At 74.1% G+C, this 12,231-nt stretch carries 10 protein-coding genes; 6 read left to right on the top strand and 4 right to left on the bottom strand.

The features are described 5' to 3' along the window. Positions 1-35: 35 nt before the first annotated feature. Positions 36-722, bottom strand: a complete 687-nt coding sequence (locus tag ACLQ14_RS09140) for a response regulator transcription factor (protein ID WP_425812145.1) — start codon at positions 720-722, stop codon at positions 36-38. Positions 723-961: 239 nt separating this feature from the next. Between ACLQ14_RS09140 and ACLQ14_RS09135 the strand changes: the two genes are divergently transcribed. After that, positions 962-2,305, top strand: coding sequence for a sensor histidine kinase (locus ACLQ14_RS09135; protein ID WP_425812143.1), 1,344 nt, complete (start codon positions 962-964; stop codon positions 2,303-2,305). A 68-nt stretch (positions 2,306-2,373) separates the two neighbouring features. Further along, positions 2,374-3,063 carry a response regulator gene (locus ACLQ14_RS09130; protein WP_425812866.1) on the top strand — a complete coding sequence of 230 codons (690 nt, stop codon included), beginning with the start codon at positions 2,374-2,376 and terminating at the stop codon, positions 3,061-3,063. Between the two features lie 126 nt (positions 3,064-3,189). On the opposite strand, the gene ACLQ14_RS09125 is transcribed toward ACLQ14_RS09130, so the two are convergent. Further along, positions 3,190-4,152, bottom strand: a complete 963-nt coding sequence (locus ACLQ14_RS09125; protein WP_425812141.1) for a hypothetical protein — start codon at positions 4,150-4,152, stop codon at positions 3,190-3,192. Positions 4,153-4,712: 560 nt separating this feature from the next. Here ACLQ14_RS09125 and ACLQ14_RS09120 point away from each other — a divergent pair. Together ACLQ14_RS09120 and ACLQ14_RS09115 are read left to right on the top strand one after the other, a co-directional pair. After that, positions 4,713-5,468: an ABC transporter ATP-binding protein gene (locus ACLQ14_RS09120; RefSeq protein ID WP_425812864.1), complete on the top strand. Its 756-nt coding sequence runs from the start codon at positions 4,713-4,715 to the stop codon at positions 5,466-5,468. Further along, positions 5,465-8,050 carry an ABC transporter permease gene (locus ACLQ14_RS09115; RefSeq protein WP_425812139.1) on the top strand — a complete coding sequence of 862 codons (2,586 nt, stop codon included), beginning with the start codon at positions 5,465-5,467 and terminating at the stop codon, positions 8,048-8,050. The genes ACLQ14_RS09120 and ACLQ14_RS09115 overlap by 4 nt, the downstream gene beginning before the upstream one ends. Here the strand turns inward: ACLQ14_RS09115 and ACLQ14_RS09110 are convergent. Beyond that, on the bottom strand, positions 8,047-8,478 hold the full coding sequence (locus ACLQ14_RS09110; RefSeq protein ID WP_425812137.1) for a hypothetical protein: 432 nt from the start codon (positions 8,476-8,478) through the stop codon (positions 8,047-8,049). The genes ACLQ14_RS09115 and ACLQ14_RS09110 overlap by 4 nt on opposite strands. A gap of 314 nt (positions 8,479-8,792) precedes the next feature. Here ACLQ14_RS09110 and ACLQ14_RS09105 point away from each other — a divergent pair, with 314 nt between their 5' ends. Next, positions 8,793-9,041 carry a WhiB family transcriptional regulator gene (locus ACLQ14_RS09105; protein ID WP_036946793.1) on the top strand — a complete coding sequence of 83 codons (249 nt, stop codon included), beginning with the start codon at positions 8,793-8,795 and terminating at the stop codon, positions 9,039-9,041. 63 nt (positions 9,042-9,104) lie between these two features. On the opposite strand, the gene ACLQ14_RS09100 is transcribed toward ACLQ14_RS09105, so the two are convergent. Then, positions 9,105-10,568 carry a sensor histidine kinase gene (locus ACLQ14_RS09100; RefSeq protein ID WP_425812862.1) on the bottom strand — a complete coding sequence of 488 codons (1,464 nt, stop codon included), beginning with the start codon at positions 10,566-10,568 and terminating at the stop codon, positions 9,105-9,107. A 306-nt stretch (positions 10,569-10,874) separates the two neighbouring features. Here ACLQ14_RS09100 and ACLQ14_RS09095 point away from each other — a divergent pair, with 306 nt between their 5' ends. Then, positions 10,875-12,215, top strand: a complete 1,341-nt coding sequence (locus ACLQ14_RS09095; protein ID WP_425812135.1) for an extracellular solute-binding protein — start codon at positions 10,875-10,877, stop codon at positions 12,213-12,215. Positions 12,216-12,231 lie beyond the last annotated feature (16 nt).

The following is a 12,231-nucleotide window of genomic DNA, read 5'->3' as shown; positions in this document are numbered from 1 at the left end:
GCCGCCGTCGCGCCCGTCAGCCGCCGGCCCCGCCGTCAGTGGCCGCCGGTCTCGAAGCGGAAGCCCAGCCCGCGCACCGTCGCGACGTAGCGCGGCGAGTTCGCGTCGTCGCCGAGCTTGCGCCGCAGCCACGAGACGTGCATGTCGAGCGTCTTGGTGGAGCCCGCGGGCTCGGCGCCCCACACCTCACGCATCAGGGTGTCCCGCACGACGACGCTGCCCGCGTTCTGGACCAGGACGCGCAGGAGGTCGAACTCCTTGGTCGTCAGGTGCAGCTCGCGGTCGCTCTGGAACGCCCGGTGCGCGGCGACGTCGACGACGACGTCCTGCGCCACGAGCTCCTCCTCGTCGGGCGTCTCCCCGCCGTGCGTGCGGCGCAGCAGCGCCCGGACCCGGGCGAGCAGCTCCGCGAGCCGGAACGGCTTCGTGACGTAGTCGTCGGCGCCGGCGTCGAGGCCGACGACGAGGTCGACCTCGTCCGCGCGTGCGGTGAGGACGAGGATGGGGGTGGTCAGACCAGCGCCGCGGATCGCGCGGGCGACGTCGAGGCCGTCCATGTCGGGCAGACCCAGGTCGAGGACGACCACGTCCGCGGCCTCCGCGGAGTCGATGGCACCTTGCCCCGTGCCTTGCACGACGACGTTGTATCCCTCGCGCGTGAGCGCACGTGCCAAAGGCTCGGCAATCGCCGTGTCATCCTCGGCCAGCAATACGTTGGTCATTGGGCCATGCTAGAGCATCACGCGGACCGGAGTCTCCCGTTTCGCACGAACTCGTCCGCACCCGCGCAAGGCCCTGACCAGGCGTCCCGCACACGTGCCGCCGACGCGTCGGCGGCCCCGGGAGGGTAGTCCCGCGCGCCGCGCGCCCGCCGGCGTAACCCGCCAGGACGACGCCCGCGGAGCGTGCATCGGACCAGGGGCGGACGCGCCGCCGGCGTCGTCGATCCTACGCTGAGGCGATGGGCTGGTACGAGAACGCGACGCGATGGACCGAGCGCCACCGGTTCGGCGTCGACGCGGCCGGTGCCGCGGTCCTCACCCTGTTCGTCCTCGCCGCGAGCGCAGCGGAGCGGAGCTACCTGCACGCCCCCGGCTGGTTCGCGCTCGCGCTGTGCGTGCCCCTGGCCTGGCGCCGCACCTGGCCGGTCGCCTCCGTCGTCACCGTGTACACGGCCGCGCTGGTCCAGCTCGTCGTCGACCAGAGCCCGTCGATCGCGTCGGCCCTGGCCGTGCCCGTCGCCCTCTACTCGGTGACCGTGAACGGGCCGCGCTGGGCGCACCGCACCGCGATCGGCACCGGACTGCTCGGCGCCGTCGTCGTCGCCGGCCTGCTCGCCGACCGCGGGCTGGGGACCGTCGAGGCCGCCCGCCAGGCGACCGCCATCGCCGTGTTCGTCGGCGTCGCCCTGCTCGCCGTGTGGGCGTTCGGCCTCGTGCGCCGCTCGCGCCGCGAGACCCTCGCGGCCCTGCGCGACCGCGCGGAGCGGCTCGAGGTCGAACGCGACCAGCAGGCGCGCCTCGCGACGTCCGCCGAGCGGACCCGGATCGCCCGCGAGCTCCACGACATCGTCGCGCACTCCCTGTCGGTGATGATCGCCCAGGCCGACGGAGGCAGATACGCGGCGGCGTCCGACCCGACCGCGCCCGAGCGGTCGCTCGCGACCATCGCCGAGACGGGCCGCGCCGCCCTCGCCGACATGCGGCGCATCCTCGGCGTGCTGCGTGCGGACGGGGCCGACGGGGACGGGGCCGCGGGCGGCTCGACCGGCGCGGCCGCCGTCGGGGTGGCTGCCGCAGGCGCCGCCGGGGCCACGCGGCAGGGCGCCTCGCCGGTCCCTGCTGCACCGGCCGCGCTCACGCCCCAGCCGTCGGTCGAGGGCCTCGAGGCGCTCGTCGAGCAGGTCCGGGCCAGCGGTCCGCGCGTCTCGCTCGTCCGGGTCGGCACGCCGCGCCAGCTGCCCCCCGGCGCCGGGCTCACGATCTTCCGCGTCGCGCAGGAGGCGCTCACCAACGTCCTCAAGCACGCCGGCCCGTCGCCCGCGGTCACGGTCGTGCTGCGCTGGGACCGCGACGCCGTCGTCCTCGACGTGCAGGACGACGGCCGCGGGGCCGCCGCCACGGGCGACGGCGGCGGCTACGGGCTGCTCGGGATGCGCGAGCGGGCCGCGGTGTTCGGCGGGACCGTGAGCACCGGGCCGCGCCCCGGCGGGGGCTACCGCGTCCACCTCGAGCTGCCGTCGCGGCTGCGTGCCGAGCAGCCGCCCGTGCCCGACGCCGGCACGCCGGTAGAGTCCGGCACGTGAGCGCGCAGGGAGACGGTCCGACGGGAGCCCCGACCGATGGCTGGGGCGCGGGCGCGCCCGGGGCACCGGTGCGGGTGGCGCTCGTCGACGACCAGCAGCTCGTCCGCGCCGGGTTCCGCATGGTCATCGACTCGCAGCCCGACCTCGAGGTGGTCGTCGAGGCCGGCGACGGCGCGCAGGCGCTGCGGCTCCTGGCCTCGCACCCCGTGGACGTCGTCCTGATGGACGTGCGCATGCCGAATCTCGACGGGCTGAGCGCCACGGCGCAGCTCACCGCGGCCGCCGCCGACGCGGGCCCGGGCGTCGTCCCGCGGGTCATCGTCCTCACGACGTTCGACCTCGACGAGTACGTCCTCGCGGCGATCCGCGCCGGGGCCAGCGGGTTCCTGCTCAAGGACGCGCCGCCCGAGGAGATGCTCGCCGCGATCCGGACGGTCCACGCCGGGGACGCCGTGATCGCGCCGTCGTCGACACGTCGGCTGCTCGAGCACCTCGTGACGGCGCTCCCCGCGGACGCGCCGGCCGACCCGGAGGCGCAGCACGCCGTCGAGCAGCTCACCGACCGCGAGCGCGAGGTGCTCGTCCTGATGGCCCGGGGGCGGTCGAACCTCGAGATCGCGTCCGAGCTGTTCGTCGCCGAGGCGACCGTCAAGACGCACGTCGGGCGGATCCTCGCGAAGCTGCGCGCGCGCGACCGCGTGCAGGCCGTCGTGACGGCCTACGAGACGGGCCTCGTGCGCCCGGGATCCCCGGACTGACCCGCCCGCCGCGCGCCACTGCGCCGCAGCCACGAGTTGTCAGAACCTGGAGAGCGTCGAGGCTCACCACCTTCTGACAGGTCGAGTTCCAAGGCGCGCGTGTCAGAACGTCGTGAGCCTCGAGGCTCACCACCTTCTGACAGGTCGACGATCGAGCGCCGACAGGTGGCGGCGGACGATCGCGAGCACACGGTCCGGCTCGTGGCGCGCCGCCCCCGCGAGGATGCGGATGCGGACGGTCTCGGCGTCGGAGCCGAGCTCCGCGTCCCGCAGGAGGTCGTCGTACCACTGCTCGTGCGCGAGGTGCCCGACGCCGTCCACCTCCACGACCAGTCGCCCACCGTCCCGCAGCCGCCACTCGACGTCGAGGAACCGGACCTTGCCGCGGGAGTCGCGCCGTCGTTCCTGCCGGGACGGCTCCGGCAGGCCCGCTCGCCGGCACAGGCGCGCGAAGTCGATCTCCTCGAGAGACTGCGCGCCGCCCATCACGTCGAGCAGGGCGAGCTGCATGGTGCGCCGGTGCCGGATCCGGCCCGCACGCTCGAGCTCGCCGAGCACGGCGTCGGGCGTCGTGAGGCGCTGCTGCACGACGGCCGCCACGAGTCCGGACGCGGTCCGCCACGACGGCTGCCACGCCGCCGCGTCGATGGCGGCGCGCTCGACGCCGTGCACCGGCAGCCCGGCCTGAACGGTCACGTCCTCCGCGTCGTGTCGCCGCGACTCGTGCACGACGAGCCACGGCCAACGGGCCGGCTTGTCGCCGCGAGGCACGACGACGTGCACCTCGTCGCGCGTCCAGCCCTGGAGCCGGTGCCGCTCGAGCGCCGTCCAGCACGCGAGCGCCACCGGGACCGACCCGGCGCCGAGCACAGCGGCCCAGCACCGAGCCTCCCGCGTCGACGGCCCGCGGTGCAGCACCACCACGTCGTGCGCCACCTCACGCCACCGCCGCGCCCTCAGCTGCGCCGCGACGTGGTGGGGCGCTACGCCGAGACCGGCGAGCTGCGCGCGCGTGCACACCCCGTGCTGGCGGGTCGCGAGGGCACGGATCCCTGGCACTCGGTCGAGGAAGGCTGCGCCGCCAGTCATGGCGTAGCGATCGTCGGCCCGCTCGCCGCCAGGACGCGCGCGGTCGGCGCCTGGGCACGCCGCGGGCCACGGCGCAGCCTGTGGGTGGCTCACGGAACGGCGCCGCGCGGGCGATTGCGACTCCTGCGCCTCCGACCACCTGTTCCCGACTGGACCACAACGCAGGCCGGACGCCTGCTCGAGAGCCGGGCGCCGTCGCCGGTCCACTCAGTTGTCAGAAGCTCGTGAGCCTCGAGCCCCACCACGTTCTGACAGACCGCGGGACTCGCAGACCGGTCAGAAGCTCGTGAGCCTCGAGACCAATGAGCTTCTGACACGAGCCGGAGGGTGGGCCGGACGCCGCGACGGGTACGACCTGAGGATGACCCGGCCGGACCGCCGACCCGACCGCCGGGCGACGCGACCGCGCCCGAGCCGCCCGTAGCGTCGGGAGCGCGGCCCGCCGAGGGCCCGAGGCAGCGACCGCACCCCGCCGACCATCGACCGAAGGAGCCACCGTGGCCCCGTCCGACCAGCCCACCCCGACGCTCGATCCCGCCGCCTCGGCGGCCGACGCCACGATCCGCTCCACCGCCGTCCGCGCCCGCGCCCTGACCAAGACGTACGGTCGCGGCGAGGCGACGGTGCGCGCGCTCGACGGCGTCGACGTGGACTTCGAGGCCGGCGCGTTCACGGCGATCATGGGGCCGTCGGGCTCGGGCAAGTCGACGCTCATGCACCTGCTCGCGGGCCTGGACTCGGCGACGAGCGGCAGCGCCTACCTGGGGGCCACGGAGGTCACCCGCCTGACCGACAAGGAGCTCACGCTCCTGCGCCGGGAGCGCGTGGGCTTCGTGTTCCAGTCCTTCAACCTGCTGCCGATGTTCACGGCCGAGCAGAACATCACGCTGCCCGTCGAGCTGGCGAACGGCACCGTGGACCGCGCGTGGCTGGAGATCCTGGTCGAGACCCTCGGCCTCGGCCGGCGCCTCACGCACCGGCCGTCCGAGCTGTCCGGCGGCCAGCAGCAGCGCGTCGCGATCGCTCGTGCGCTCATCACGAAGCCCGAGGTCGTGTTCGCCGACGAGCCCACCGGCAACCTCGACTCGCGCTCCGGCGCCGAGGTGCTGAGCTTCCTGCGTCGCTCGGTGCGCGAGCTGGGGCGGACGATCGTCATGGTCACCCACGACCCGTCGGCCGCCGCGTACGCGGACCGCGTCGTGCTGCTCGCCGACGGCCGCGTCGCCGGCGACATCCAGGACCCGACCCCGGAGGCCGCGCTCGCGGGCCTCGACGCCCTGCGCTCCCTCGACGACGCGGCGGTGGCGGCCCGATGATTCGGCTCACCCTCGCGCAGATGCGCCGGAGCGTGGCGCGGCTCGCCGCGGCCGGCATCGCGATCGCGATCGGCACCGGCTTCGTCGCCGCGACGCTCGTCGCGTCCGACCTCATCCGCACCGCGACGACCGACTCCGTCGCGGCCCCGTACGCCCGGGCCGACCTCGTCGTGACCACCGACGGCGAACAGCTCCGCGCCAAGGATCTCGCCGCGGTGACGGCGGCCCCGGGCGTCGCTGCCGCCGCTCCCCTCGCGTCCATGTCGGAGGACGTCGCCGCGAACGGCAGGACGATCAACGCACTGTTCACCGGCAGCCCCACCGACGCCCGGCTCGAGCCGCAGCGCGTGCACGACGGCGCCTTCCCCACGTCCGACGACGAGGTCGCGCTCCCCGTGAGCCAGGCCGAGCGGCTGGGCGTGGACGTCGGGGACACGGTCACCGTGACCGTCGTCGGCGGGTTCGACGCCGAGGGCGCCCAGGCCCCCGCGCAGACGCACCGGCTGCGCGTCGTCGGGACCCTCGACGACCCGTACGGCGCCTGGACCGCGTCGGGCGGCGCGAGCGTCGTGACCGCCTCGACCCTCGGCGCCTGGCAGGCGACGGACGCCGGCTCGCCCGCGGACGTCACCTACTCCGACGTGCTCGTCGCGCTCGCCCCGGGCACCCCTGCCGCCGAGGCCACCGCGAAGATCAGCTCGCTCCCCCTGCCCGACGGCGCCCGCGTGGTCACCCGCGAGGCCCTGGCCCGCGAGCTCGCGGCGCAGGCGACGGGCGACGACGACGTCTTCACCTACGTCGTGCTCACGTTCGCCGCGATCGCGCTCGTCGTCGCGGCCCTCGTCATCGCCAACACGTTCCAGGTGCTGGTCGCGCAGCGCGCCCGCACCCTCGCCCTCCTGCGCTGCGTGGGCGCGTCCAAGAGCCAGCTCGGCCGCTCGGTGGTCTTCGAGGCGACCGTCCTGGGCCTGGTCGGCTCGGCGGTCGGGGTCGGGCTTGGCGTCGGTCTCACGCAGGCCGTGCTCTCCGTCCTCCGCCCGCGCACGACGACGCCCCTGCCGTCCTCGATCCACGTGTCCCTCGTCGCGGTGCTCGTGCCGATCGTGGTGGGGACCCTGGTGACCGTCGTCGCGAGCCTCGCGCCGGCCCGGGCCGCGACCCGGGTCGCGCCCCTCGCGGCGCTACGTCCGTCGGAGGCGCCGACCCTGACCAGCCGCAGCGGCAAGGCCCGCGGGGTGTTCGCGCTCGTCGCGACCGTCGGCGGGCTCGCGCTGATGGCCCTCGCCGTCGCGGCCGGGACGACGGCCTCGGCCGAGATCGGCCTCGCGCTCGGTGTGCTGGGCGGCGCGGTCTCGTTCGTCGGCATTCTCGTCGGCGCGGTGTTCTGGATGCCGCGCGTCGTGCACGCCGCCGGCGCGGTCCTCCGCCGGGCGGGAGCGAGCTCGCGGCTCGCGTCGGCCAACACGCTCCGCAACCCCCGCCGCACGACCGCGACCAGCACTGCGCTCCTCATCGGCGTCACCCTGGTGGCGATGATGGCGACGGGCGCCGCCGGTGCCCGGGTCACGCTCGGGTCCACGCTCGACGAGCACTATCCCGTCGACGCCATCGTGCAGTCCTACGACGGCGACGGTGGCGACGGCCTCACGCCCGCGCTGCGCACCCGCCTGGCCGACACGGACGGGGTGCGCCGGGTCGTCCCCCTCGCGAGTACCGGCGCCCAGCTCTCGGGGGATCACCAGACCGCGGATACGGCGCTGTTCGGCATCGACCCCGGGACGGCCCGCGACGTCGTGCGGAACCCTGCCGTGTTCGACGACCTCGACGACTCCACCATCGTCGTCGACCCCCACGGCTCGTCCGTCGGGGACCTCGGCCTCGCGGACGGCGACACGGTGACGCTGCGCGCCACCGACGCCGACGGCAAGCCCACCGGCAAGGGCGTCCGCCTCGAGGTCCGCCTCGTGACCGTCGACGCGGGGTCCTCGTTCGTCACCCCCGCCGTCCTCGCGCGGATCGCCCCGCACGCCGGCACCGCGACGGCCTGGCTCGCGTTCGGCGACCACGCCGACGCCGCGCGAACGCTCACGGCCGTCCAGGACGCCGTCGCCGACCAGGACTCCTCGATCGGGGTGGTCGGCCCCGCCGCCGAGCACGCGTCGATGGAGAAGGTCGTCGACACGATCCTCGCGATCGTCCTCGGCCTGCTCGCCGTCGCCGTCGTGATCGCGCTCGTCGGGGTGGCGAACACGCTGTCGCTGTCCGTCCTCGAGCGGCGCCGCGAGTCCGCGACGCTGCGGGCCATCGGCCTCACGCGCGGCCAGCTGCGCTGGATGCTCGCGCAGGAGGGCATGCTCATCGCAGGCGTGGGCGCCGTCGTCGGGATCGTCCTGGGCGTGGCGTACGGCTGGGCCGGCGAGGCCGCCGCCCTGGGCTCCTTCGGCCCGTCGCCCCTCGTCGTGCCGTGGGCCACGCTCGGCGTGGTCCTCGTGGTGGCGCTCGCGGCCGGTCTGGTCGCGTCGGTGCTGCCGGGCCGCAGCGCCGCGCGGACCTCGCCGGTGGCGGCGCTCGCGGTCGACTAGGTCTCGGAGCCGTCGTCGCGCGGGGCGCGGTCGGTGGTCAGCGCGACGACGCTCGGGACCATGAGGAGCACCAGCAGGGCGACGGACAGGAGGACGAGCAGGCCCGCCCACGGCGACCGCGTCCCCTGCCACCAGGTCACCCCGACCAGCGCCTGCAGGATCTGCCAGGTCGCGATCGGCGCCCGGGACCAGCGCGCACCCGCGTGCAGGGCGCGCCCCGCCGCGGCGAGGAGGGCCCCCAGCGCGAGGGCCAGGACCGCGAGCGCGACGCTCGTCCCGACGGCGTCCGAGTCGCCGCGGGCCAGCTCGACGAGGACGACGACGGCCCCGACCGCGAGGCCGAGCGCCTCGAGCAGGATCCCCCAGACGAGGCAGCGGAGGGTCCACGGACGGGCGGTCCGGCCGGGCGCCGGGCGGGGGGTGCTCACTGCGTCATTGTCCCGCAGCGGCGCCCGCGAGCGCGCCCCACGCAGCGACCGCCGGCCCCTCCAGCGCGCGAAGTGGGACGTGTGACCAAGATCTCTCGGTCACCCCGAAGAAACCTTGTCGTAACTCTTGTGCCGCGCGCGTCCGCCGGGGAGACTTGATTTCAGAGTCAACAACCCCCGCAGAACCCTGAAGCGAGTTCGCCCGGACGTTCGACACGACGCGCACCGAGCGTCACCCGCACAAGCCCCCTTCGGCTTCGTCCCGTCGTGCCCGATCGCTGCCCGCCCAGGGATCCCCCCACAAGGAGCGTGAGATGGACTGGCGTCACCGTGCCGCATGCCTCGACGAGGACCCGGAGCTGTTCTTCCCGATCGGCAACACCGGTCCGGCCCTGCTGCAGATCGAGGAGGCCAAGGCCGTCTGCCGCCGCTGCGAGGTCGTGGACACCTGCCTGAAGTGGGCCCTCGAGTCCGGTCAGGACGCCGGCGTCTGGGGCGGCATGTCCGAGGACGAGCGCCGCGCGCTCAAGCGCCGCACCGCCCGCGCCCGCCGCGCCGGCTGACGTTCAGCACCGCCTGCGAAGGCCGTCGCCCCTCGGGGTGGCGGCCTTCGTCGCGTCCGGCGACTACTTCCCGCCCAGCCGCAGGCGGACCTCCAGCTCGACCTCGGTGCCGCCGCCGTCGCGGTCCTTCCAGATGATCGTCCCGCCGAGCTCGTTCGAGACGAGGGTGTTGACGATCTGTGTCCCGAGCCCCGACATCGGGCCCTTGCCGTCCACGAGGCCCACGCCGTCGTCGCGCACCACGACCTTGAGCGAGCGCTCGGAGCGCTCGGCGACGATCTCCACCGTGCCCGTGGGGCGCCCGGGGAAGCCGTGCTCGACGGCGTTCGTCACGAGCTCGGTGAGCACGAGCGCGAGCGGCGTCGCGTCCTGCGCCGGTACGAGCCCGAAGCCGCCCTCGCGCACGGTCCGGACGTGGGTGTCGGCCGACGCGACGTCGGCCGCGAGCCGCAGCGCCCGGGACACCATGTCGTCGAACTCGACCTCCTCGTCGAGGGTCTGGGACAGGCTCTCGTGGACCAAGGCGATGGTCGCGACCCGCCGCATCGCCTCCTCCAGCGCCTCGCGCGCCTCGGGGACGTTCATGCGCCGGGCCTGGAGCCGCAGCAGGGCCGCGACGGTCTGAAGGTTGTTCTTCACGCGGTGATGGATCTCGCGGATCGTCGCGTCCTTGGTGATGAGGTCGCGCTCGCGACGCCGGAGCTCCGTGACGTCGCGGCACAGCAGCACGGCGCCGATCCGCTGCCCGTGCTCGGTGAGCGGCAGCGCGCGCAGCGAGAGCATGACGCCGCTCGCCTCGATCTCGGTGCGCCACGGCGCGCGCCCCATGACGACCAGCGGCATGGCCTCGTCGACCGTCGTCTGCGGCTGGTGCTCGATGAGGTCGGTCGTGATCTCGACGAGCGCCCGCCCGACCAGCGGCCCGATCACGCCCAGCCGGTGGAAGCAGCTCAGCGCGTTGGGGCTCGCGTAGAGCACCTCGCCCTCCGAGTTGAGCCGCAGCAGCCCGTCGCCGACGCGCGGGGCGCCGCGCCGCTGCCCTGTCGCCGCGCCCGGCGACGGGAACTCGCCGCGCGCGATCATCGCCACGATGTCGTCCGCCGCCTCGACGTAGTTGAGCTCGAGGCGGCTCGGTGTGCGACCCGAGCCCAGGTTCGTCTGGCGGGCCAGGACCGCGATCGCCCGTCCCTCGTGCACGACGGGGATCGCCTCCTCGCGCACGGCGTACGCGCCCAGCCAGCGGGGCTCGCGCGCCCGGTGGATCTCGCGCGTCGTGAGCGCCTTGCTGAGCTGCGGGAGCTGGCCCTCCGGCGGCCGCGTGCCGACGACGTCGTCGTAGTGGACGGTCGCGCCCGTGGACGGCCGGGCCTGCGCGATCGCCACGAACGAGGCGTCGCGCGTGGGCACCCAGAGCACCAGGTCGGCGAACGCGAGGTCGGAGACGACCTGCCAGTCCCCCACGAGCAGGTGCAACCACTCGGCGTCGGCAGGCGTGAGATCCACGTCGGAGGTGATGAGGTCGCTCATGGCTGGCACGCCCCCAGCCTACGCACGCGCGCGCGAGGTCCCGTCCCCGCGCGGCACACCACCCGCGCCGGGCCGTCACCGACGTGTGACCACGATAACGATTCGGACTCGGCGCGAACCCGGCCGTCGCGCTGACCTGCGGATTCGTGGTCGACGAAGGTTGCGGGTCGGTCACGGGGGCGGGAGGCCGCTTGACACGGGGTGGGGTCCGGCAGGACCGTTGCTCCTCGGATGGAAGCGCTCCCACCCGCAGGGGTGGTAGCGCTCCCAAGCCGACATCAACGCCCCATCGACAAGGGAGTCACAGTGCTGACGCACCGTTCGTCACGCCCCGCCCGCCGCATCATCGTGGCCGGCGCCTCCGTTGCCGCCCTCGCGCTCACGCTGACCGCGTGCAGCTCGGGTGGCAGCGGCTCGAGCTCTTCGAAGACCCAGGACTCGAACGAGAAGATCACCCTGACGGTCGCCACGTTCAACAACTTCGGGTACACCCAGGAGCTCCTGGACTCGTACAACCAGAGCCACCCGAACGTCACGGTCAAGCAGGAGATCGCCGCCACGTCCGACGACGCCAAGGCGAACTTCACGACCAAGCTCGCCGCGGGCGGCGCCGGCCTCGCCGACGTCCAGGCCGTGGACGTCGACTGGCTGCCGACCGTCCTGCAGTACGAGGACAAGTTCACCGACCTCACGGACAAGAGCCTCGACGGCCGCTGGCTCGACTGGAAGGCCAAGCAGGCCACCGCGCCCGACGGCAAGCTCCTCGGCTACGGCACCGACATCGGCCCCGAGGCCATCTGCTACCGCCAGGACCTGTTCGAGAAGTACGGCCTGCCGTCCACGCCCGACAAGGTCGCGGCGCTCCTCGGCGGCACCAACGCCACCTGGGACAAGTACTTCTCCGTCGGTGAGGACTTCGTCAAGAAGTCCAAGGGCAAGGTCGCCTGGTACGACAGCCCCGACGGCACGTACCAGGCCATGGTCGGCCAGCTCGCCAACCCGTACGAGAACTCGGACGGCACGCCCAAGGACCTCGCGACGAACGCCGACATCAAGGCGCTCTTCGAGAAGGTCGCCACGGAGTCCAAGGACAAGGGCCTGTCGGCGCACAACCAGGAGTGGCAGACGGACTGGACCTCGTCCTTCCAGAAGAGCGCCTTCGCGACGATGGCCTGCCCGCCGTGGATGACCGCGTCGATCGAGACCAACTCGGGCGGCGTCAAGGGCTGGAACATCGCCAACGTCTTCCCGGGCGGCGGCGGCAACTGGGGCGGCTCCTTCCTCGTCGTCCCCGCGGCCGGCAAGCACACCGCCGCGGCCAAGGAGTTCGCCGCGTGGCTGACCGCGCCGGAGCAGCAGCTCTCGGCGTACAAGAAGGCGAACAACTACCCCAGCCAGGTCGAGGCCGAGAAGGACCCGGCCGTGGCTGACTCGAAGAACGACTTCTTCGCCAACGCGCCCGTCGGCAAGATCTTCGCCGACCGCGCCGCGGCCGTGACCGTGACGCCCTTCAAGGGCCCGAACTACTTCACGATCAACAAGGCCGTGACCGACGCCCTCGTCGCCTACGACGTCCAGGGCAAGGGCAGCGTCGACAGCAACTGGAACGCCGCGGTCGACGCGTACAAGGCGCTCGGCCTCGGCTGACGCACCTCCCACGCAC

It is taken from the genome of Luteimicrobium sp. DT211 (assembly GCF_049844995.1).
Taxonomy (GTDB): domain Bacteria; phylum Actinomycetota; class Actinomycetes; order Actinomycetales; family Cellulomonadaceae; genus Luteimicrobium.
This window is presented reverse-complemented; position numbering and strand designations above follow the sequence as displayed.